This window comes from Nostoc sp., from assembly GCF_036916985.1.
In the GTDB taxonomy this organism is placed as follows: Bacteria; Cyanobacteriota; Cyanobacteriia; order Cyanobacteriales; family Nostocaceae; genus Nostoc.
Map to the genome: position 1 here is coordinate 1 of NZ_JBALFD010000075.1, position 21,305 is coordinate 21,305.

Genomic DNA, 21,305 nt, shown 5'->3' on the forward strand with positions numbered 1-21,305 from the left:
TTGAGTAACATTATTCGAGAGAAGTCTTCTTCTAACCCATTTGGTTGGTCGTGGCAGCCTGAATAAATCTCTACCCCGAAATTTTGAGCCGATACATATTATGAACTTATTAAACTACTTGAATTTGGAGCAAGTAGCAAAGGATGGAAATTGATAAATCTAGGATATCTATCAGAACGGTTGAAGTACGGAACATCTAGCAAATTAGAATACCTTGATCAAGATAAAGATGTACCATTTCTAAGAATTGCTGACCTAAATAGGCTGAAATTTGAGCCAACCAATATTAAGTACATTTCTCAAGCAACTGCTTATATAGAAAAACAATCTAGCGTACAGACAAATGATGTTTTAATTTCTCGAAGTGGTACATTAGGACTTTCAATAGTTGTGCCAGAAGAATTGGATGGTGCAATTTTTGGTAGTTATTTCATACGAACTAGACCTAATCAAAAAGAACTTAATCCAATTTATTTATCCCTTTACCTAAACTCCTTAGCAGGAAAATTACAGTTTGAACGTTCTAATACTGGTGCTATTCAAACAAATCTTACTATCCCAGTAATTGAATCTATTCGCGTTATTGTTCCACCAATGGAAATACAAGAAAAATTTGCTCAATTAGTTTTAGATTCTTTTCATGTGGAAAATGAGAGTAAATTCCTATTAGAACAAGCTAAACACCAAGTAGAACAAATAATATTAGGGGGTTAAGTTTCAAAGTGTCTACACCTCCTGAAATCATTGATGCTCTTGAATCAATTTTAGAAATTTACTTTTCAGGAGTCCGTCATCGAGAAAGGGCTGCTTTTATCCTTTGTGATAACCTTGTTGAGATGACCTGTAAAACAAAAGCAAAGCAGCATAATCATCGATTTGATATGATCTGTAACTTTCATGATGCTTGTACTGCTCCAGGTGTCAGCAATTTTACTCGCATCTCCACAATTTCTTTCCATGACTTTTATTGTGCGTTTACAAATTCCAGATACCCACTGCTAAGTTCTTTCACCGCCAAGTCATAAAATTGCTTACCGTGTTCAGGTGTTGCTAAAGCCGGATTTGAACCCATACGTCCATCTGGATAACGCACTCGAAAGTCAGCAGCGCTATAAATCCGATGTCCCCTTGCAACTTCTGGTGAAAGGTATGCTTGCTTAATCGCCTCTGGATAAACATACTGAGTGAGCGCTACTTCACTTGGCGTTGCATGAGAACCTTCTTGATCCCCATATAATTCTTTAGCTAGCTTATATACCGAACCGCACATAAACCAGTTTGCCACTTGACATTGTACCTGTTGAGCATTGGGAATCTGCAAATCTTCTAAGTGCGCGTAAGTTTCTGAAAAAGCCGCTTTCAGGGTGGCGATGTTCCCACCATGTCCGTTAATAAAGTAGAACTTGCTAAAACCAGCTTTGGCTAAACAAGTTACATAATCTCGCACTACTTGAATTAAAGTGCTGGGACGCAGACTGATTGAGCCAGGAAAAGCAGTATGGTGCAGTGCCATGCCCACATTGATTGTAGGACCAACGATCGCTTGGGTTGCATCACCTACACCAGATGCGATCGCTTCTGCACAAATAGCATCAGTACCAATTAACCCCGTTGGTCCATGTTGTTCTGTGGAACCAATAGGGAAAATAATCCCCTTTGACTGCTGTAAATAAGCTTCGACTTCTTGCCAAGTACTTAAATGCAGTAACATTTTTGACGATTTCCCTTAATAAAATAATCTCTGATCCACCCGATTTGCTCTTGCCCACTTACTTAGTTTAAATATACTAAAAAGGACGAATGCTAAAAAGCTAGCAGAAAACTAGAAAAAGTAGGTTAAAAGTACTATTGTTACCTCATTCTCAACACTTGAGCAAAAATATCAACGTATCCAAAAGGAGTTAATGGCTGGGGCGATCGCTCTCGGCGGTGTTTTCTTTATTGGTACTTTGTGGTACTGGTTAGTGGAAGGCTGGTCATGGGAAGATGCAGCTTACATGACAGTCATCACTTTAGCGACTGTGGGATATGGAGAAACTCACCCACTAGGTAGCCGAGGACGGTTGTTTACAATTGCCTTGATTTTGTTGGGTGTAGTCAATATCGGTTACATTGTCAACAGATTTACAGAAGCGATCATTCAAGGCTACTTTCAAGAAGGAATTCGGCTACAGCAACAGAGGCGGTTAATGGAATCTCTAACAGAACATTACATCATCTGTGGATTTAGTCGGACTGGTCGTCAAATTGCCAAGGAATTTCAGGCAGAAGGTGTACCCTTTGTGGTGATTGATTCGGATATGGAATCTGTACAAAGGGCGCAGACGGAAGGTTACACAGCATACCAAGGTGATGCTACATTAGATGACACACTCTTAGAAGTCGGCATTGAACGGGCGATGTGTATCGTTGCCGCACTCCCTTCTGATGCCGAAAATTTATATATTGTTTTATCAGCAAAAACACTGAATTCGGGAATTCGGGTAATTGCACGAGCAAGTACAGAGGAAGCTTTGCAGAAGTTACGACGCGGTGGTGCAGATGAAGTGATATCCCCCTATATCACTGGTGGTAAACGTATGGCTGCTGCGGCTCTCAGACCCCAAGTCTTAGACTTTGTAGATGGAATTTTGACAGGTGCAGACCGTCAGTTGTATATGGAAGAATTTTTACTCGATCCGGCTTTTTGTCCCTTTGTGGGTCAGAGTTTGCAAAAAGCGAGATTGCGATCGCAATCTGGGGCATTAGTCCTGGCAATTCGCCGCCTTGATGGGACTCTCATCGGTGGCCCCACTGGCGATACGGTATTAATGCCAGGCGATCGGCTAATTGGCATGGGTACAGCAGAGCAATTGCGTAGCCTTAACCAAATTCTCGGCCCAATTGGTTCTCAGAAATTGCGACGACCGAAAAATAGTTGAGGGCAGATATCAGATAATTTCTGTAGACAAAAAGTAATAAGAAAAAGTTTTAAAAAAATAGGTATTGATATGAATACAAATTTAGAAGATTTCTCATATCTATGGAATGGACAAGAACCTGATTGGGCACTGTTAAAATTTTATGCCTCACTTTCAGAAAAAGAACCAAGATATATAATTTTTAACACAAAAACTAAGCGAGCTTTGCTAACTCACGATGATACTCTGTATCAGCATCTAAAACAAACTATGCTTGAGAAAAAAGTTCGCATTGTATCAGATTTATGATTTTGATTATACTATTAATGCAGGGAGCAATTTTACTCAGGCAGTAAAGATGATATTCCTGTAGAAACTTAATATAATGATTTAGTTATTCGATCTTTTAACTTTTACTTTCTTTTGTAGTTCACTTACCAATTAATACCCACTGCAAAAATCTGCATATAACTGTTAAACCATCTGATGGCGCTTGTTCTCCCTCAGTAGATGGAGATAGCCATTTTTGCATACGGCTACACGGTATATAAATTCCACTACTTGAAGTTATGTAAGTTTTGCTAAACTCTTGATAGCCAGATGCTTCATAAAAAGGTTTGGCAGTAATTGAAGCACAGACAGCTAATGTCTTGACATTTTGAGAATAAGCTTCGTTTTCTACCGCTTTTAGCAACTCTGTACCAACTCCTTGTCGCACATATTGAGGATGAACATAAAGTGCATTCACCCAATATCTGGAGTAGGCAGAAAAACCCACAATTTTTTCACCAATTTCGGCGACAAAAACTATATCTTTTCTCTCTTCTACTTGTGATTTATCTACCTGTATATCGTTCAATAATGCTTGAATCTGTTCAGGACTATAATCTGTGGAACAAAGTGTCTGTGTGGCATCTCTTTGGATATCAAAAATCTGATTTCTATCTTGCGGTTGGGCTAGGCGAATTTTGATGTGATTAGGCTGTGTTTTAGTCATTACTAGGTTCTAACATATCTTTTGATACATTATCCTTAACTCAACCACTGAAAAATATTGGCTTTCCTAACCAATGCCCAACGACAAATTACAAATTACTAATAATCAATTTCTCTCCACCCATGCATAGCTGCTATGCCTTTTGTAACCCATTCGATCACAACTGGGGGAGCTTCTGATATCAAGATACTAGGATAAACTGCTGCACCCCAATCGGGATGAATTAATACACGGCATTGATTTTTAATCACTGGATAGTTAAGCAGAGCTTTGACAACTGCTGTGTCATCGTGGGGGATTGCTCCGGGATGGGAGAGTAAAGGATAGCCTGTACGAGGGTCGATGAGGTCTGTTAAATAGCCGCGATCGCGCAGGTTAAATGCCAAATCGCAGCCAAATCTCATAAACTTTTCTCGCAAGCGTTCTTTCTCTGTCTCTACCTCTGCTGTCTTTTCAACTAATTGATAACGCGATTGTTGTAAAACAATCACTACCCGTAAAAATGGCTGTCGTTTCCAATCTGGTAATATCCGTTCGCAGTTGGCACAGATATATTGACTGGGAGGATGAATTGAAATTTGAACCGCTTGTCCCGCTTCACCAACTAAATTAATGGGACAGGCTTGCTCCGGAGTGTAAACCTTGGGATAGTTCACTAAATTGATTCGGTTTATACAATTTTTTTAATTTAATCTCTGCTATAGATAATAACTCTTAAAAGTTCCAAAAAAGCATCATTTTGCTCTAATATGCTGCTTTTTTTCCAAGTAGTTACTAATAATTTGAGAATTTTAATCCTAATTTTAACCTTTATTAACCTGTTCTAATGGGATTTACTGCGATCGCTGTAGGCGTTGGCGTAGGTGCAAGTGTCGTAGACAAGCGATGCCTATGGCGGGCTACGCCTACGCACCTGAAAAATGATCAATCAAAATCCCAAAAAATAACCTCCATCCCATATAATTTGCAGTCAAAACCAAAATAATATAGCTGTCAGCAAAACTTGATTAGACAGATGTCTAGTTAAGCAAAGCGTGTGAGAGTTTTGCCAAAGGCAAGTAGAAAAAATAAACGCATTCAGCTATGCAGCTTACTTTCCATAACACCCAATTAATTGAGTTTCAAAGAATTCACTGGAACTTCATCCCAAGAATCAACTGTCCGTAATCGTGCTACCCAACCTGCGGACTTTTGCGTTTCGGTCAAATTATTCTCAAAAGAATCATGACAATCTTTAGCTTGAGATTCATTACAAGTGGCAATACAGGCATGAATCATCCCAGACGGATCGATTTGCTCATTTACCCAAATGGTCATAGAATATTACCTCAAAAACTTTAGCAAAAAAGCTATTTGTCATTTTAGAATACTATTAAAATCAAGCAAATAAAAGGGTAAAAATTGCTACTACCAAGCCTGATGCTGTTTGTAAACTTGCTAAAATACACATCATTTGTAAGGGCATAACATTGTTATGCCCTTTTCGCATTTTGTATCTAAAGATTTTTGAAACCCGCCTACGCGAGTTTTGTCTGTGTAGCAGCGACTTATAGTCGCTAGAGCATTTTTGAGCCTCATAAGGTCAACGCATAAAAATTACCCAGAAAAAGTTTGATAAATTCCGAAATACACCTTGTATATTTAGTAATTATCATTAGCACCTCAAAATTAAATCTTGTAATGAACCCACAAAACAAGCCCAAGAGTCTACAAGATATTCTTAAGCAACGTCAACAATCAGGTTTTGTGGGTCGCGAAGACCAAGTAAACCAATTTCGTCAAAATCTAGCATTACCCCCAGAAGACGATCGCCGTCGTTTTCTTTATAACGTTTGGGGTCAAGGTGGAGTTGGTAAAAGCACTCTGTTACGGCAGTTTCGTAAAATTGCTGACGAAGCAAAAATTATTTCCGCTTACATCGATGAAGCTGAAAAAACTATACCAGAAGTTATGGGTCGTCTAGCTGAGGAGTTAGAACGGCAAGGTCACAAATTAACGCAGTTTAGCGATCGCTACAAAGTTTACCGTCAAAAGCGCCAAGAATTAGAAACCGATCCAGAAGCTCCTCAAGGTTTTTCCGCTTTTGTAGGAAAAACTATGGTAAAAACTGGAGTGCGTCTGGCGCGTCGAGTTCCCGTTGGTGGTGCTGTATTTGACTTTGTAGATGAGGATGCTTTCGCTACCCAAGCCGGAGAATGGGCTTCTTATGTTGCCAAGAAAATAACAAATAAAGATGAGGTGCGTTTAGTTCAAGAACCTGAAGAAGTGCTGACCTCGCTATTTTTGCAAGATATTTTTAAAATTGCTAAAGAAACTGCTGTTGTTCTGTTTTTTGATACTTATGAACGCACTGGAGAATTCTTAGATAACTGGCTACGGGAAATTTTGGAGGGTCGCCACGGTGAAGTACCTCTCAATATATTAATAGCGATCGCTGGTCGCCATGAATTAGATAAAAATTATTGGACACCTTATGAGGGGTTAATAGTTCGTTTCCCTCTGGAACCATTTACAGAAGAAGAAGCCCAACAATATTTAACTCGTAAAGGCATTGCAGACAATCGCATTATTGAAGTGATTTTACACCTTTCTGGAAACTTACCTCTGCTAGTAGGAATGCTAGCAGATGCTCATCCCAGTGACTCCAACCAGGTAATTGAGCCTAGCAGCACTGCTGTAGAACGCTTTTTAAAGTGGATTGACGATCCCAAACGGCGACAAGTAGCGCTCGATGCTGCTATTCCTCGGTGTTTGAATCGAGATGTTATAGCCAAGTTGAGAAAAGAAGAAGAAGCGGATGAGCTATTTACTTGGCTAAAAGAAACATCCTTTGTCAACGAACGTACCGACGGCTGGGCTTATCATGATGTTGTCAAAACCCAAATGTTACGCCACAAGCGCCTTTCATCGCCGCAAGGTTGGGCTGATATACATGGTAAGTTGGCTGATTATTACGACACCTTGCAGAATGATCTGCAATTAGATGAAATCAAAGCTTGGGGAGATCGAACTTGGCAAAGTCATAAGCTCAACGTTTTATACCACCGCTTATGCCAATCACCACAAAAGTATTTGCCCATTGCTCTCAATGAATTCCTTGCTACACTCAAAAATCAACGGACTTTTGCCCAACTTTGGGCAGCAACAATGCTTCAGGCTGGTAAAGATGTAGATTTTAGCCAAGTTCAGCGTTGGGGTGAGCAACTAGTTAATTGGTTAAAAGCCTATGAAGACAAACATTATGAAACTGCTGCCCAAATGCTCACAACACTTTTGAGCGATACTCATCTTGAGGACAAATGGCGTGCAGTCGCATTAGATTGGCGCGGTTATATCTACTCCCAATCTCATCAATACTCAAAAGCACTAGAAGATTTCACCGAGGCGATCAATTTAGCACCTGAAGAAGTTGAGTATTTAACAGTTCGAGGGATGACTTACTGCCAAATGCAGCGTTACCCCGAAGCACTACAAGACTTTAACCGTGTTATCGAGCTTAACCCAAATTATCAATGGGCGATCGCAAATCGGGGTGTGACTTACCGCCTAATGTACCGCTATGATGAAGCACTGCAAGATTGTAACCGTGCTATTGAACTTGACCCTAATGACCAATGGGCGCTGGCCCATCGAGGTGTAACTTACTGCTATATGCAGCGTTACCCAGAATCACTGCGAGACTTAGACCATGCCATTAAACTTGACCCAAATTATCAATGGGCGATCGCCAGTAGAGGTGATACTTACCGCTATATGCAGCGCTATAATGAGGCACTGCAAGACTTTAACCGTGCAATTGAACTTGATGCCAATTTCCAATGGGCACCAGCCACGGGATTTAGAGGTTTTATTTACCGCCAAATGCAGCGCTATAGTGAAGCACCGCAAGATTTAGACCGCGCCATTGTAGCTAACCCCAATTATCAATGGGTACTGGCGCGTCGCGGAGATACTTACCGCCAAATGCAGCGCTATACTGAAGCACTACAAGATTTAAACCGTGCTATTGAACTTGACCCCAAAGACAGCTGGTCATTGTTCAAGCGGGGTTCTATTTACCTAATACTTCAGCAATACAATGAAGCTCTTGCAGATTTTAGCGATGCTATCAATTTAAAATCTAACGATGATTGGTATTTATACGATCGCGCCTTAACTTACTTAGTTCTTAATCAACCAGATAAAGCACGATCTGACTTAGCATTTGCCATTAAGCTTGCTAAACAGAATTACGAAAAAGATCCCCAAAACTGGAATAATGCCTTTAACTTAGCCCTTTACTATTTAGCTGCTCAATATAATCAACCAGCAGAGCAATTATACCGCTATGTCTTATCTCAAGGTGCTTCCTTAGAGTGTACCCATGCAGCTATCCAAAACCTAAATGACTTTTTAACAGTCTTCCCTAACCATGTGCAGGCTACATTCTTGCGACAGTTGTTGCAGTCTTCTCTAACTTAGATTGTGAATTTTCAGTAGAAATATGAAGCGATGCCTACGCTTTTACAACTGTACCTAACTCATGACAAAGTGTACTGCGATCGCTTCATTCCCAACTTTTGCAAAAGCTTGGCAAAAATTACCCCTGAAAGTGAAGAACCTGCACTACGTTGTTAGGGTGTGGGTAAGTGATCGTAAGATTCCGGTTAAATATTGCTCAATAGAAACCCTTCCACTCAAAAAACTGGCCTTAATTAAAGCCAGTTTTTTGATTTTATTGCTAACTTCTAGCAAATTTTACAGCCGAGTGTTAATGGAACTGGAACACACTTAATGAAGATATTATTAAGCTTCCTCATTAAAATGTCAAGATTTAACTATTTTTTTCAGCAAAACTTACCGTTAGATATCGCTACTTCCCTTATATTCTCAGGCTTTGCTGGTAAATTATTGTCACCAAAATGCTGATTCATCAGCGCCGGGATTTGTGAAGCTTGAATTCGGCTATGACGAGTTTTATCTGGCATAACTAGGTTTGGCCCAGCTTTACAGTTTTTCATACAACCAGTGCCCTTGATTGTAACTTGGTCTTCTAAACCGCGATCGCTTAAAGCCGCCTCCAATGCCTGACAAACTCCATTACCACCGCGTTTCATACAATCAGACTTTTGACACACCAAAATCGTGGCCTTGGTCTTAGCTGGTTTTACCTTGACATGATCAATAGATGGGGGTTCTTGTGGTGCTGCGATCGTTTGAACTGTCGCCATTCCAGAATTCGCCGCCATTACACGTTCAGCTTTCAGTGTAACTTTGTCTTTTTTTATATCGTATTCTTTATAACCAACAACTTGTAGCCAAGTACCTGCTGGTAGCCGCAAATCAAAAGCAGCCCGTAAATGTTTAGCAAGTTTAACGTAGCATTCACCCTCATGAGTACTCAGCAGTAAACCTTTGAGCTTATAGCCATCTTTAATAACAAAATTTATAAACCTGCCTTCAAGGCAAAATTCTGAACTTTGAAATACACCCATTTCTTTGACCTCCTTTTAACTAATACAAGCTATCAAGCAAGAAATTCTCAGCAGTAGCCACAGATTAGAACTATTGATAGCGACTCTGCCAGCAGCACTCAAGAGTCCAAATCTGGTCTTGACGAGAGACTGTAAATCGCCGTATCACACTCCAAAGTTGAACAGCCGCAGTCGGATTGCCAATTTCAACTCTCAATGGCTGGTTAGCCGCACAACTACAGGGAATGTCTAACTCCTTTAGGCGTTGATAGACTTGCCAGCGGTCTGTCCAATTCACCTCTACAAGGTGACTTATTTCTATTTCTGAACTAAACGATTTCAAGAAAATTGCCCTCAAAGTGCAACAAACTTGCAGTAATCACCGCAATTTAACTCCCAGCTTTTTCAAAGTCTTAGAAGTTTAACCTCTTAATAGTAGTATAGCTTAAGTGCAAATAATTCTCATTAATTTTGGAAAAAATAAAATTTTTGTAGCGATTCCATCAGGCAGAAATCAAGTTAAAATTCTTATATTGTTCGCGCAGTGGTCGTTGAGACTTATCGAAGCGCTAGGGGATATAGGGTTTAACTTCCCGCAGAGCGAGAGATGAAGGAGGAAATTTTACCTTGTCTTCCCCATGTCTCTACCTTGAAAGTCACTCACATTGAAGCCTATTTGTCAATATCGATAATGATATATATTATGTAATTTCATGAGATTACCATCATCCACCAAACAACAAACAGGAGATTTTTGGTAGGTAAAAATACAAAATCTTGTGATGGCAGATTGGCTTGCTCTTATTATTAAAATGTTAATATGTAAGAAATAAGCAGTTAAAATCTATAGCTGCTAAAAAGCGAGGAGAACAATGTCTGAAACGCAAACTTTGTTACGAAATTTTGGTCATGTATACGACAATCCAGTGTTGCTGGATCACAGCGTAACTGCTCCAGTCACAGAAGGATTTAACGTTATATTAGCTAGTTTCCAGGCACTATACTTGCAGTACCAAAAGCATCATTTTGTAGTTGAAGGCTCAGAATTTTATTCTCTGCATGAGTTTTTCAACGAAAGCTACAACCAAGTACAAGACCATATCCATGAAATTGGAGAACGCTTGGACGGGCTAGGTGGTGTGCCAGTAGCGACCTTTAGCAAATTAGCAGAATTAACTGTTTTTGAGCAAGAATCTGAAGGCGTATATTCTTCTCGCCAAATGGTGGAAAATGACCTAGCTGCCGAACAAGCGATTATTGGCGTAATTCGCCGCCAAGCTGCTCAGGCAGAGAGCTTAGGCGATCGGGGTACACGCTATCTGTACGAAAAGATTTTGTTGAAAACTGAGGAACGTGCTTATCATTTGTCACACTTCCTCGCCAAAGACAGCTTAACTTTAGGATTTGTCCAAGCTGCTCAAAGCTAAAACTCTCATAATCTAGATTTATCTACCTAGACTGAAAGAAAAAGTTGGCAGTACTAACCCTTAAAATATTATAAAAAATGGCAGAGAATGTTATCCCTATATCTCTGCCATTTTTAATTCAAGTAAACATATTTACATAATATTTAACATTGATAATCTTTAGCAATTAGCTAGTGAAAATAAATTCCTATCTAAGTAATCTATCTGTGCATAAATAAGTAAATGGATATAGACCATAATAAATCACCAGTCGTTGAAAAGCATGATCCGGTTAAATAATAAATATTTGCAAAAGCTTTAAAAATTTAAGCATCAAAATTAAATAAAATTAGAAATACAAAATAATTGTTGGGGACTAGGGACTGGGTATTGGGTATTGGGGACTGGGTATTAAATATTTGAAAAATTTGAAAAACTTTTTCCTAGTCCCCAGTCCCTAGTCCCTAATCCCTAGTCCCTAATCCCCAGTCCCTAATCCCCAGTCCCTAATCCCCATTCCCCCCTCCCTCTCTGTCATCAAACTTAGAAAACTTAATAATAAAAAGCACGATGGGGGGTAAAGACACTTAAAATAATCAGGATTTGTATTCTCGTATTCCAAGGCAACGACTATGCCCCGCCGCGACGACCTCCGGAAGATTCTACTGTTAGGCTCTGGCCCAATTGTGATTGGACAAGCCTGTGAGTTTGACTACTCTGGCACTCAAGCCTGCAAAGCGCTCCGAGAAGAAGGCTATGAAGTGGTTTTGGTCAACTCCAATCCTGCAACGATTATGACCGACCCGGAAACGGCCGATCGCACTTACATTGAGCCGCTGACACCGGAATTGGTCGAAAAAGTCATCGAGAAAGAACGCCCCGATGCTTTACTACCAACGATGGGAGGACAAACCGCCCTCAACCTCGCTGTTGCTTTAGCCAAAAATGGTGTGTTGGAAAAGTACGGTGTTGAATTAATCGGCGCTAAACTCCCAGCGATCGAAAAAGCCGAAGATCGAAAACTGTTTGGTGAAGCAATGGCAAGGATTGGAGTAGCTGTTTGTCCCAGCGATACAGCCGAATCTTTAGAAGAAGCCAAAGCTGTTGCCCGCCAAATTGGTACTTATCCCCTAATTATTCGTCCAGCCTTCACAATGGGTGGAAGTGGCGGTGGTATTGCCTACAACCAAGAAGAATTTGAAGAAATGGCACAGGTTGGTATAGATGCTAGCCCGGTTTCGCAAATTCTCATTGACCAGTCTTTACTCGGCTGGAAAGAATATGAACTCGAAGTGATGCGTGACTTGGCAGATAACGTGGTGATTATCTGCTCCATCGAAAACCTTGATCCAATGGGCATTCACACCGGGGACTCTATTACCGTCGCTCCCGCGCAAACCCTCACTGATAAAGAATATCAAAGGCTGCGGGATATGGCAATTAAAATCATCCGCGAGATCGGGGTGGAAACTGGCGGTTCTAATATTCAATTTGCGGTCAATCCAGTTAATGGGGATGTGGTTGTAATTGAGATGAACCCCCGCGTTTCCCGCAGTTCAGCTTTATCTTCTAAAGCTACGGGTTTCCCCATCGCCAAAATGGCCGCAAAATTGGCTGTGGGTTATACCTTGGATGAAATTAAAAATGACATCACCAAGAAAACTCCCGCATCCTTTGAGCCAACAATTGACTATGTGGTGACAAAAATCCCCCGCTTTGCCTTTGAAAAGTTCCCTGGTTCCGACCCAGTGCTGACAACCCAAATGAAGTCTGTCGGGGAAGCAATGGCAATTGGGCGGACGTTCAACGAATCCTTTCAAAAGGCGCTGCGATCGCTTGAAACCGGACGCGCTGGTTGGGGTTGCGACAAAGCCGAAAAATTACCCAGTGGTGAACAAATCCGCGCCCAACTGCGAACACCTAACCCCGATCGCATTTTCGCCGTGCGTCATGCCTTGCAGCAAGGGATGACTATTGAAGAAATCTATGAACTCACAGGTATTGACCGCTGGTTCTTAGATAAATTGCAGCAACTCCTAGAGGTCGAAAAATTCCTGAAGCGGACACCTTTGCAGCAATTGACAAAAGAGCAACTTTATGAAGTGAAGCGGGACGGATATAGCGATCGCCAGATTGCTTATGCCACTAAAACTACCGAAGATGAAGTTCGCGCTTATCGCAAATCATTGGGAATCATCCCAGTTTACAAAACTGTAGATACCTGCGCCGCTGAGTTTGAAGCATTTACCCCCTACTACTATTCTACCTACGAAGAAGAAACAGAGGTAATGCCCGCAACCAAGCCAAAAGTGTTGATTTTGGGTGGTGGTCCCAACCGCATTGGGCAGGGAATTGAGTTTGATTATTGTTGTTGTCACGCCGCTTATGCCTTGAAGGATGCGGGGTATGAGACGATTATGGTCAACTCCAACCCAGAGACAGTTTCGACAGATTACGATACTAGCGATCGCCTTTACTTTGAGCCTTTAACAAAAGAAGATGTCCTTAACATCATCGAAACTGAAAATCCAGTGGGGGTGATTATCCAGTTCGGCGGACAAACCCCGCTAAAGTTGGCTATCCCACTCCAGCAATTTCTCAGCACTCAGGACTTAGGACTCAGCACTAAAATTTGGGGTACATCACCAGATTCCATCGACATGGCAGAAAACCGGGAGCGGTTTGAAAAAATTCTCCAAGAGTTGAATATTTCCCAACCGCCCAATGGTATCGCTCGGAGTTACGAAGATGCGCTGATTGTTGCCAAACGTATAGGCTATCCGGTGGTGGTGCGTCCCAGCTATGTGTTAGGGGGACGGGCGATGGAAATCGTTTATTCCGATGCTGAGTTGGAACGCTACATGACCTTTGCGGTACTAGTGGAACCAGAACATCCGATTTTGATTGATAAGTTTTTGGAAAACGCCATTGAAGTCGATGTTGATGCGATCGCCGATCATACTGGACGGGTAGTGATTGGTGGCATCATGGAACACATCGAGCAAGCGGGGATTCACTCAGGAGATTCCGCTTGTTCTTTACCTTCCATTTCCCTATCACCAGCAGTTCTCAATCAGATTCGCACTTGGACGGTGCAGCTAGCACAAGCGCTGTCAGTCGTTGGGTTGATGAATATTCAGTTTGCTGTTGTGGGTGCAAGCAGCTATTCTCCCCAAGTTTATATTCTCGAAGCTAATCCCCGCGCCTCCCGCACAGTACCATTTGTATCTAAAGCGACAGGGGTACAGTTAGCGAAATTAGCATCCTTAATTATGTCAGGCAAAACCTTAGAGGAGCTACACTTCACCGAGGAAGTCATACCCACACATATTGCTGTAAAAGAAGCAGTATTACCCTTTAATAAATTCCCTGGAACTGATACAATATTGGGCCCAGAAATGAGATCCACTGGTGAGGTGATGGGGATTGACAGCGACTTTGGCCGGGCCTTTGCCAAAGCAGAATTAGGTGCTGGGGAGCGTTTACCGCTAACGGGAACTGTATTTGTATCAATGAGCGATCGCGATAAAGCTGCTGCAAGTGGTGTGGTGAAGGAATTTATCGATTTGGGCTTTACAGTGATGGCTACCCTTGGTACACGCCGAGTTCTTCTCGAACAGGGGTTAAATATTGAATTAGTGTTAAAACTTCATGAAGGTCGTCCCCACGTTCTAGATGCAATCAAAAACCAAAAAATCCAACTTATTATCAACACACCATCCGGGGAAGAAGCCCAGACTGATGCTAGGTTAATCCGCCGCACAGCCTTAGCTTACAAAATTCCCATCATTACTACCATCGCCGGTGCCAAAGCTACCGTCGCCGCCATTCGTTCCTTACAAAATACGACTTTGGACGTAAAAACCATCCAAGAGTACTGCCCGATTGCGAGGTAGTAGGGACTGGGGACTGGGGACTGGAGACTGGGGACTAAGAAAAAGTTTTTCAAATACCCAATACCCAGTCCCCAATACCCAAGAAAATTAAGTCATTGTTATAAGAGAATGACTATAGTTCTCATTGAGATACTTTAACAAATATGAGGAAGCCTATGTTAACCAGATAATTTCTTAAATTGACTTATAGTCATCCTTAAGATAGAGGGAGACGTTGCATGAACTGGAACAACCAGGAAATTTAATGTCGGCATCTAGCCAAAACATTCTCATAAATGTTACAATTGTTAATAACAATCAAATAAAAAATGTTTAATAAGCAACCTTTTATCTAACTGTAGATACTTGTGAAAAGTAGGAAATAACTGTAGTTTTAGCAGTTAAGAAGCCTAAATTTGATTATTATGAGCAGCCGAGTTTATCGGGCGCGTAAGTTGCAAACCATAGTCTAGGTTCCCAGTCTAACTGGGTAACACCCTAATAAAGCATCTATCCCTTAATGACCCTACCGCCAAACCCATCATTACCAAAGAGTAGCGCCATGAAGACCGCTCAGACAGCCACAGACCTCGTGCGGACTTACCTGCGTGAGATTGGCCGTGTGCCACTCTTAACACACGAGGAAGAGATTTTCTATGGTAAACAGGTGCAACGTTCCTGCGCTTTGCACGAATCAAGGGAAAATCTTGCCACCCAGCTAGATCGTCAACCGACTCTAGAAGAGTGGGCCAAAGCGACAAACCTAGAACCAGCAGAGTTGAACGAAGCGATCGCAGATGGTGAAATTGCCAAGCGTAAGATGGTAGAAGCCAATTTGCGGCTGGTAGTCTCCGTTGCTAAAAAGTACATCAAGCGCAACGTCGATTTACTGGACTTGATCCAAGAAGGTAGTATTGGTATGCAACGGGGCGTAGAAAAGTTTGACCCCACCAAAGGGTACAGATTTTCTACTTATGCCTATTGGTGGATTCGGCAAGCTATCACTCGTGCTATTGCCGAAAAAGCCCGCACCATTCGGCTGCCAATCCATATCACCGAAAAATTAAATAAGATTAAAAAAGCACAGCGCCAATTGTCTCAAAAATTGGGTCGCGCTCCCACAGCTGGAGAGCTAGCCGAAGAATTAGAATTGACCCCCAAACAAGTACGAGAGTATTTAGAAAAGGCGCGTTTGCCCCTTTCCTTAGATTTGCGGTTGGGTGATAATTACGACACTGAACTCGGAGAAATGCTGGAAGATCCAGGAGCATCTCCCGAAGAGTTCGTCATGCAATCTTCCTTATCTTATGACTTAGATCGCCTAATGGGTGATCTCACGCCACAACAGAGGGAAGTAATCACACTGCGCTTTGGGTTAACTGATGGGCAAGCGCTGACTCTGGCGAGAATTGGTGAAATCTTGAACATCAGCCGAGAACGAGTGCGGCAAATTGAGCGGGAAGCTTTAACTAAACTTCGTAAATCTAAAGCCAATATGGATGAATATTTGGCAAGTTAGGGGAAAGTTAGGAGTTAAGATTTAGGAGTGATGAGTTTTTAATTAACTCTTCACTCCTCACTTTATTTATTGGGGTGAGAAAATACGCTGGCTTTTGTACGGTTACACCTACTTTCACTCTTACGCTAGACTGTTACATTAGTTGATAGGAAGACAAAATAACTAAGTCAAATCCAAAACAGGCATTTAATATTCAAATCACAAGAAATCACAAGCACCGCAGCCAATAATGGTAGTTAAGGAGCTAAAAAATGAATAACCCATCCAATCGTGTCTCAGAGTTTTTTAATAGCGAATCAGAAACTAATGATTTACTATGGCAGTACGTTAAATCCTTGAGTCCAGAAACAGTTACACAGCTATCTAAACCCACATCTGCTGAAGTGTTTCAGGTGATGGAACGGAATATTACAGGACTATTGGGTAATCTACCTTCAGAACACTTTGGTGTTACTGTAACCACAAATCGGGAAAATCTGGGCCGGCTTCTGGCTTCTGCAATGATTAGTGGTTATTTCTTGCGTAACGCTGAACAGAGAATGAATTTTGAAATTGCCCTACAAGGATCTGAAACCAACAATAGCGAAGTTGAGTAGAAATATAAAATTTGGGAAATTAAATATTCTTGGGCTGATAGCGAGTGACAGTTACGGCAATGAGTTAATTAGGGTTGAAATTTAAACCCAGAGGAACACGCAGGTTGGCGCAGAGGAACGCAAAGTTTTTGGATTTGGTTATCTGTGAACTCCTATAAGTTGGTAATTAGTTTAACTAGAGGCGTATTGCTAAATGATTAATACACATTTGTGGATAAACTAACAGCGTTAGACGGCTTTTGCAATAAATTTAAACTCGGCAGCGTTAAAAGTACTCTGCCGAGTTTTGTTATTAGTTAAGAGTAAAAAGTCAAGAATTCTTCCCCTATTACCTACTCCCCATTCAACTATGAGTGAAACCAGTTCTTTTCCACCCCATAAAATCATTGGTGTTGCAGTAATTTGGAATGACCAAAAGCAAATTTTAATCGATCGCCGTCGTCCAGAAGGAGCTATGGGTGGTTTATGGGAATTTCCTGGTGGTAAAATTGAGCCTGGTGAAACTATCGAAGAGTGTATTAAACGGGAAATTTCCGAAGAACTGGGAATAGTAATTGAAGTAGGAGAGCATCTGATTACTATTGACCATAGCTATACAAACTTGCGCGTTACCCTGACAGTACATCACTGCCGCCATCTTACAGGCGTTCCCCAACCTTTAGAATCCGATGAAATTCGCTGGGTAACTTTGGCAGAACTCGATCAGTTTAATTTTCCGAAAGCAAATGCTCAAATTATTGCAGCATTAAAAGGGAGTGAGGGCTGGGGACTGGGGACTAGGGGAAAAAAATAATCAATGACCAATGACTAATGACTAATCCCGTAACAATCTATTACTTGCATCAGGTTGAGTCCCGCAATTTTCTACAATAGGCGCAGGGACTTTGATTTAAGGTGTCAGCAATATAAATGCCTAAAACCGTTACCGATGTGATGAGCCGCGATCCTATTGTTGTCCGGGAGGAAACTCCACTGAAGGAAGCTATCCAAATTCTCGCAGAACGCCACATCAGCGGACTACCTGTTGTGGATGATCTCGGTAAATTGGTGGGCATTATCTCAGAAACCGATTTAATGTGGCAGGAAACTGGTGTTACTCCACCTGCGTACATCATGTTTCTTGATAGTGTTATCTATTTAAAAAATCCTGCTACTTATGAACGTGATTTGCACAAGGCTCTAGGGCAAACCGTTGGGGAGGTGATGAGTAAAAACCCGATCGCTATTTCCCCTGATAAAACTCTAAAAGAAGCAGCTACAATCATGCACGATCGCAGCGTTCATCGCTTGCCAGTACTTGATAGCACAGGTCAAGTAATTGGTATCCTCACTCGTGGTGATATTATTCGGGCTATGGCTGCTAGTCAAGATTAGTCATTGGTCATTGGTCATTAGTCATTAGTCAAAAGTTTTTAATACTTAACTGTTGACTTTTGACTGTTTTTTACAGCTTTGAAAATCAAGGATAACTAAATGAGTATTACTCCGGAGTCTGTTAGGCAATTGCTCAGTTCTGAGGATTTAGGCGATCGCTTACGTGCAGTAAATCAAATCCGTCAACTGGAACCGGCGATTGGCTTTGAATTAATTCAAAGCGCTATTGGCGATCGCAATTCCCGTGTCCGTTACTCAGCGGTGAGTCAAATGGATACACTCGGAACCCAGGATTTACAGCTATCCTTAGATATTTTGCGCGATCGCTTGCTTCATGACTCCGAAGTAGATGTACAAGCAGCAGCAGCAGACTGTTTGGGCGCTCTGAAGTTACGCGAAGCTTTTGAAGATTTGCAGCAGCTTTATCATACAACTGGTGAATGGCTAATACAATTCAGTATTATTGCGACATTAGGTGAGTTGGGCGATCCACGAGCCTTTGAACTACTTAAAGAGGCACTCTCATCAGAAAACGAATTAGTCCAAACTGCTGCAATTAGTTCTTTGGGTGACTTGGGAGATGTACAAGCAGTTCCCCTACTGGCTCCCTATGCGACTAATCCCGATTGGCAAATTCGTTACAGACTTGTACAAGCCTTGGCTCGTTTGGGTAATGCAGAAGCCAAATCTATCTTAGAAACTCTGGCTAATGATGAAGTAGAAGCGATCGCAAATGAAGCGAAACAATCTTTGCAGTCAGTGTAAGTCTATCTCAGGTTAAGAAAATTCACCTTTAATATAGATTTGTCTGGCAGCAGAAAAAAATTCGACCTGGTTGGGAAAATTTTGCATTCCAGCCAGATCGAATAGATAAATTAGAGTTACTTTTAGTTGCTAAAAGTAACTTGTTTGTATTTAGGATAGGACTATTGAAGGATACTTTTGCGACGGCGAGACATAACCATTACTGCACCTACTGCACCCAAGCCTAGTAATGCAGCTGGTTCAGGAACGGAAGTGGTGAAGGTAGAACCAGAAAAAGTCAAATTATCTAATGAACCGCCAGCAGTATCGAGAATTGAATTTGCCTGAGCAACAGTAGTATTATTTCTTTGGAAAGATAAGCTTCCGGCTCCATTAGTTATTTCCCCAGTCGCGCTGGTAAAGTACCCCCACAGGTCAACGGCTATAGTAATGTTTGCACCGGTTTGGGTTATTTTATAACCAGAAGATGTCAAGGTAAAGATATTACTGCCATCGGCTAGAGAAGCTGTACTTTCCCCAGGTAGAATAATACCAGGAAGTGTGAGATTACCGAGGTCTAGAAATGGATTTTGCACAGTATTGCTCGTAAACGAGATGATATCACGTATACTGGCTGAATTGAAATCTAAGAAGCTTCCTGTCTGAGCAGCAACACTAACTGGGGTACTCTTGACTCCATTGGAATCTGCAATAATGCTATCTGGGCTAAACGTTAGTGAATCTTTTTTCAATGTCACTAAGCTGCTGGCAAATGGATTCGCAGTTACACCACCGCTAAAGCTGAAATCACCTGTGAGTGAAGCAGCTTGAGCAGATCCAGCAGAGGTAAAAAACCCAGCAGCAGCTAACGGAAGTGCAGCAGCAACAGCTAAAGTTGCATTTAGTAATGTAGATTTAAAACTAATCATTATCGTTTGAGGCTCCTAGTAATAACCTTAAATCAAAGCAATTGCTTTACTTTTAATCTCAGTAATTTATGGAAAATACTGTCAGTAAAAGCGAAACTTGCGTGATGTATTTCTTATCTTCATAGAATCACATAGAGTTAGAACCTGCAATAATTACTGAGTTGTCTTCATTACATCTTTAACAGATTACTGTCCTTCATGAAGTCTTAATTCCTTATATATCTGCACTTTGTATATCCTTGATTTAACAGGCTTTAAATTGTTGGCGATCGCTCTGACTTGAAGAAAAGCAGTATCCGTATAACCAAAATATTTATATTTTATTATACATTAAAATACCCAGCCATTTTTTAAATAAATAGAGTATGCAGTGTATCTATAATCTCTTCAGTTACTAATAGTGAAGCTGTTCCTCTCGTAGAATAAATGAGAGAAACCGCTTTATTTGTTTACTACGGATAGTCTTCGTATCAAATCGAATATTTGTAATAAGTAGCTAACTGCTAGCTATTACTACCGTTTTCAAAGTCAGACATTTGAAATGCTAAGAGCCAAATACCTGTGGCCAAGTTGTCACAACAAAAACTACAACGGCTGCGATCGCTAACAACCCTTGAATCAAATTTCCAACCAAAGATCCGACTATAATTCCGATACCTGCTTTAACTGCTAACCCGAATTCACGTCGGTAAAGATACTCACCAATAATTGCTCCTAAAAGTGGCCCTAGTAAAATTCCTAACAGTGGTCCCCCAAAAGGTAAAGTTGGCAATAATCCCAAAAATCCCACCACTAAGCCGATAATTGCGCCAATTTGTCCCCACTTGCTAGCTCCGGCTTGTTTTGCTCCCACATAGCTAGCTAAAAAATCTACTCCAACACTGAGCAGTAAAACTATAATTGTGACAATTAAGGGAGTTTTGATAGCTGCAAAGGAACTAGTAACGATTCCCCACACAATAATTGCAATTAAAATTAAGCTACTACCGGGAATGGCAGGAACTACTGCACCGATAATACCTACAAGCATTACGGCAATTAATAGCCAATAAATAATTTGCATAGCTCAATTGTAAATTTCCAAATTTCCTCATAGAGGCACACAAATATCATTGGTGTCAACTTAAGCTGGAAATAGCTTATCTGTTGGCTTCCATGCCCGCCAGGGAATAAATTCTCTGGCTAATAGCTTAAGTCTACTGAAGTAGACTGGAGATTTTTGGCGATATTTAGTCATCTGAAGATGACTTGCGCTATGACACGGGAATTTCAATTCCCGGCGGACAAGCGGTTTCACGTTAAGTTGACACTAATGCACAGATATGACCCCCTACTGTATATTCTATCTGGGTAAGATGATGACCATTGGTGTCAACTTAAGCTGAAACTCCTTTAAGACCTCGTTTACAGCCGAAGGCTGGAAATGCAACTCAAAAGTGGCTCTGCCGCCAGTAAAGAGAGGCGGAGCCTCATAGACTTGCATTCCCAGTCGGAGACTGGGAACGAGGCAAT

At 41.3% G+C, this 21,305-nt stretch carries 20 protein-coding genes; 12 read left to right on the forward strand and 8 right to left on the reverse strand.

Annotated elements, in window-relative coordinates:
• Positions 1-150: 150 nt before the first annotated feature.
• Positions 151-714, forward strand: a complete 564-nt coding sequence (locus tag V7L07_RS24310; protein WP_335061401.1) for a restriction endonuclease subunit S — start codon at positions 151-153, stop codon at positions 712-714.
• A 250-nt stretch (positions 715-964) separates the two neighbouring features.
• Here the strand turns inward: V7L07_RS24310 and V7L07_RS24315 are convergent, their stop codons facing one another.
• On the reverse strand, positions 965-1,711 hold the full coding sequence (locus V7L07_RS24315) for a creatininase family protein (RefSeq protein ID WP_335061402.1): 747 nt from the start codon (positions 1,709-1,711) through the stop codon (positions 965-967).
• Between the two features lie 193 nt (positions 1,712-1,904).
• Between V7L07_RS24315 and V7L07_RS24320 the strand changes: the two genes are divergently transcribed.
• Positions 1,905-2,921 carry a potassium channel family protein gene (locus V7L07_RS24320; RefSeq protein ID WP_335061403.1) on the forward strand — a complete coding sequence of 339 codons (1,017 nt, stop codon included), beginning with the start codon at positions 1,905-1,907 and terminating at the stop codon, positions 2,919-2,921.
• 69 nt (positions 2,922-2,990) lie between these two features.
• Positions 2,991-3,209: a hypothetical protein gene (locus V7L07_RS24325; protein ID WP_335061404.1), complete on the forward strand. Its 219-nt coding sequence runs from the start codon at positions 2,991-2,993 to the stop codon at positions 3,207-3,209.
• Between the two features lie 121 nt (positions 3,210-3,330).
• On the opposite strand, the gene V7L07_RS24330 is transcribed toward V7L07_RS24325, so the two are convergent.
• The 3 genes from V7L07_RS24330 to V7L07_RS24340 form a co-directional block, all read right to left on the reverse strand.
• Complete coding sequence (locus V7L07_RS24330; protein WP_335061405.1) at positions 3,331-3,897, reverse strand: GNAT family N-acetyltransferase; 567 nt, start codon at positions 3,895-3,897, stop codon at positions 3,331-3,333.
• A gap of 98 nt (positions 3,898-3,995) precedes the next feature.
• The gene (locus V7L07_RS24335) at positions 3,996-4,553 is read right to left on the reverse strand and encodes a methylmalonic aciduria and homocystinuria type D protein (protein WP_335061406.1); all 558 of its coding nucleotides are present in this window, start codon (positions 4,551-4,553) and stop codon (positions 3,996-3,998) included.
• A gap of 454 nt (positions 4,554-5,007) precedes the next feature.
• The gene (locus V7L07_RS24340; protein WP_334776141.1) at positions 5,008-5,214 is read right to left on the reverse strand and encodes a glycogen debranching protein; all 207 of its coding nucleotides are present in this window, start codon (positions 5,212-5,214) and stop codon (positions 5,008-5,010) included.
• A gap of 363 nt (positions 5,215-5,577) precedes the next feature.
• On the opposite strand from V7L07_RS24340, the gene V7L07_RS24345 reads away from it, so the two are divergent.
• Together V7L07_RS24345 and V7L07_RS24350 are read left to right on the forward strand one after the other, a co-directional pair.
• The gene (locus V7L07_RS24345) at positions 5,578-8,358 is read left to right on the forward strand and encodes a tetratricopeptide repeat protein (RefSeq protein WP_335061407.1); all 2,781 of its coding nucleotides are present in this window, start codon (positions 5,578-5,580) and stop codon (positions 8,356-8,358) included.
• A 61-nt stretch (positions 8,359-8,419) separates the two neighbouring features.
• On the forward strand, positions 8,420-8,671 hold the full coding sequence (locus V7L07_RS24350; RefSeq protein ID WP_335061408.1) for a hypothetical protein: 252 nt from the start codon (positions 8,420-8,422) through the stop codon (positions 8,669-8,671).
• Between the two features lie 52 nt (positions 8,672-8,723).
• Here V7L07_RS24350 and V7L07_RS24355 read toward each other — a convergent pair whose 3' ends face one another.
• Together V7L07_RS24355 and V7L07_RS24360 are read right to left on the reverse strand one after the other, a co-directional pair.
• Positions 8,724-9,371, reverse strand: a complete 648-nt coding sequence (locus V7L07_RS24355; protein ID WP_335061409.1) for a (2Fe-2S) ferredoxin domain-containing protein — start codon at positions 9,369-9,371, stop codon at positions 8,724-8,726.
• 70 nt (positions 9,372-9,441) lie between these two features.
• Positions 9,442-9,693 (reverse strand): Asr1405/Asl0597 family protein, encoded by a 252-nt coding sequence (locus V7L07_RS24360; RefSeq protein ID WP_335061410.1) that lies wholly within the window; start codon positions 9,691-9,693, stop codon positions 9,442-9,444.
• A gap of 529 nt (positions 9,694-10,222) precedes the next feature.
• Between V7L07_RS24360 and V7L07_RS24365 the strand changes: the two genes are divergently transcribed.
• The 7 genes from V7L07_RS24365 to nblB all read left to right on the forward strand — a co-directional run bounded on the left by V7L07_RS24365 (position 10,223) and on the right by nblB (position 18,885).
• Positions 10,223-10,777, forward strand: a complete 555-nt coding sequence (locus tag V7L07_RS24365) for a Dps family protein (RefSeq protein ID WP_069073416.1) — start codon at positions 10,223-10,225, stop codon at positions 10,775-10,777.
• A 611-nt stretch (positions 10,778-11,388) separates the two neighbouring features.
• Positions 11,389-14,652, forward strand: a complete 3,264-nt coding sequence (carB, locus tag V7L07_RS24370; RefSeq protein ID WP_335061411.1) for a carbamoyl-phosphate synthase large subunit — start codon at positions 11,389-11,391, stop codon at positions 14,650-14,652.
• A 541-nt stretch (positions 14,653-15,193) separates the two neighbouring features.
• A complete protein-coding gene (locus tag V7L07_RS24375) occupies positions 15,194-16,150 on the forward strand; it encodes an RNA polymerase sigma factor, RpoD/SigA family (RefSeq protein ID WP_179068353.1) in 957 nt (318 codons plus the stop codon).
• Between the two features lie 251 nt (positions 16,151-16,401).
• Entirely contained in the window at positions 16,402-16,746 is a 345-nt protein-coding gene (locus tag V7L07_RS24380) for a DUF760 domain-containing protein (protein WP_334776132.1), read from the forward strand.
• A gap of 349 nt (positions 16,747-17,095) precedes the next feature.
• Positions 17,096-17,539, forward strand: a complete 444-nt coding sequence (gene mutT, locus V7L07_RS24385; RefSeq protein ID WP_335061412.1) for an 8-oxo-dGTP diphosphatase MutT — start codon at positions 17,096-17,098, stop codon at positions 17,537-17,539.
• A gap of 116 nt (positions 17,540-17,655) precedes the next feature.
• Positions 17,656-18,120: a CBS domain-containing protein gene (locus tag V7L07_RS24390; protein WP_179068350.1), complete on the forward strand. Its 465-nt coding sequence runs from the start codon at positions 17,656-17,658 to the stop codon at positions 18,118-18,120.
• Positions 18,121-18,219: 99 nt separating this feature from the next.
• Positions 18,220-18,885, forward strand: coding sequence for a phycobilisome degradation protein NblB (gene nblB / locus V7L07_RS24395; protein ID WP_335061413.1), 666 nt, complete (start codon positions 18,220-18,222; stop codon positions 18,883-18,885).
• A 161-nt stretch (positions 18,886-19,046) separates the two neighbouring features.
• On the opposite strand, the gene V7L07_RS24400 is transcribed toward nblB, so the two are convergent.
• Together V7L07_RS24400 and V7L07_RS24405 are read right to left on the reverse strand one after the other, a co-directional pair.
• The gene (locus V7L07_RS24400; protein WP_335061414.1) at positions 19,047-19,793 is read right to left on the reverse strand and encodes a PEP-CTERM sorting domain-containing protein; all 747 of its coding nucleotides are present in this window, start codon (positions 19,791-19,793) and stop codon (positions 19,047-19,049) included.
• 544 nt (positions 19,794-20,337) lie between these two features.
• A complete protein-coding gene (locus V7L07_RS24405) occupies positions 20,338-20,856 on the reverse strand; it encodes a DUF456 domain-containing protein (RefSeq protein WP_335061415.1) in 519 nt (172 codons plus the stop codon).
• Positions 20,857-21,305 lie beyond the last annotated feature (449 nt).

Coding starts and splice junctions, on each gene's coding strand:
- V7L07_RS24355 (WP_335061409.1), bottom strand. CDS start 9,371: ATGGGTGTATTTCAAAGTTCAGAATTTTGCCTTGAAGGCAGGTTTATA.
- V7L07_RS24345 (WP_335061407.1), top strand. CDS start 5,578: ATGAACCCACAAAACAAGCCCAAGAGTCTACAAGATATTCTTAAGCAA.
- V7L07_RS24325 (WP_335061404.1), top strand. CDS start 2,991: ATGAATACAAATTTAGAAGATTTCTCATATCTATGGAATGGACAAGAA.
- V7L07_RS24390 (WP_179068350.1), top strand. CDS start 17,656: ATGCCTAAAACCGTTACCGATGTGATGAGCCGCGATCCTATTGTTGTC.
- V7L07_RS24375 (WP_179068353.1), top strand. CDS start 15,194: ATGAAGACCGCTCAGACAGCCACAGACCTCGTGCGGACTTACCTGCGT.
- V7L07_RS24400 (WP_335061414.1), bottom strand. CDS start 19,793: ATGATTAGTTTTAAATCTACATTACTAAATGCAACTTTAGCTGTTGCT.
- V7L07_RS24330 (WP_335061405.1), bottom strand. CDS start 3,897: ATGACTAAAACACAGCCTAATCACATCAAAATTCGCCTAGCCCAACCG.
- carB (WP_335061411.1), top strand. CDS start 11,389: ATGCCCCGCCGCGACGACCTCCGGAAGATTCTACTGTTAGGCTCTGGC.
- nblB (WP_335061413.1), top strand. CDS start 18,220: ATGAGTATTACTCCGGAGTCTGTTAGGCAATTGCTCAGTTCTGAGGAT.
- V7L07_RS24350 (WP_335061408.1), top strand. CDS start 8,420: ATGACAAAGTGTACTGCGATCGCTTCATTCCCAACTTTTGCAAAAGCT.
- V7L07_RS24380 (WP_334776132.1), top strand. CDS start 16,402: ATGAATAACCCATCCAATCGTGTCTCAGAGTTTTTTAATAGCGAATCA.
- V7L07_RS24405 (WP_335061415.1), bottom strand. CDS start 20,856: ATGCAAATTATTTATTGGCTATTAATTGCCGTAATGCTTGTAGGTATT.
- V7L07_RS24315 (WP_335061402.1), bottom strand. CDS start 1,711: ATGTTACTGCATTTAAGTACTTGGCAAGAAGTCGAAGCTTATTTACAG.
- V7L07_RS24320 (WP_335061403.1), top strand. CDS start 1,905: ATGGCTGGGGCGATCGCTCTCGGCGGTGTTTTCTTTATTGGTACTTTG.
- mutT (WP_335061412.1), top strand. CDS start 17,096: ATGAGTGAAACCAGTTCTTTTCCACCCCATAAAATCATTGGTGTTGCA.
- V7L07_RS24365 (WP_069073416.1), top strand. CDS start 10,223: ATGTCTGAAACGCAAACTTTGTTACGAAATTTTGGTCATGTATACGAC.
- V7L07_RS24340 (WP_334776141.1), bottom strand. CDS start 5,214: ATGACCATTTGGGTAAATGAGCAAATCGATCCGTCTGGGATGATTCAT.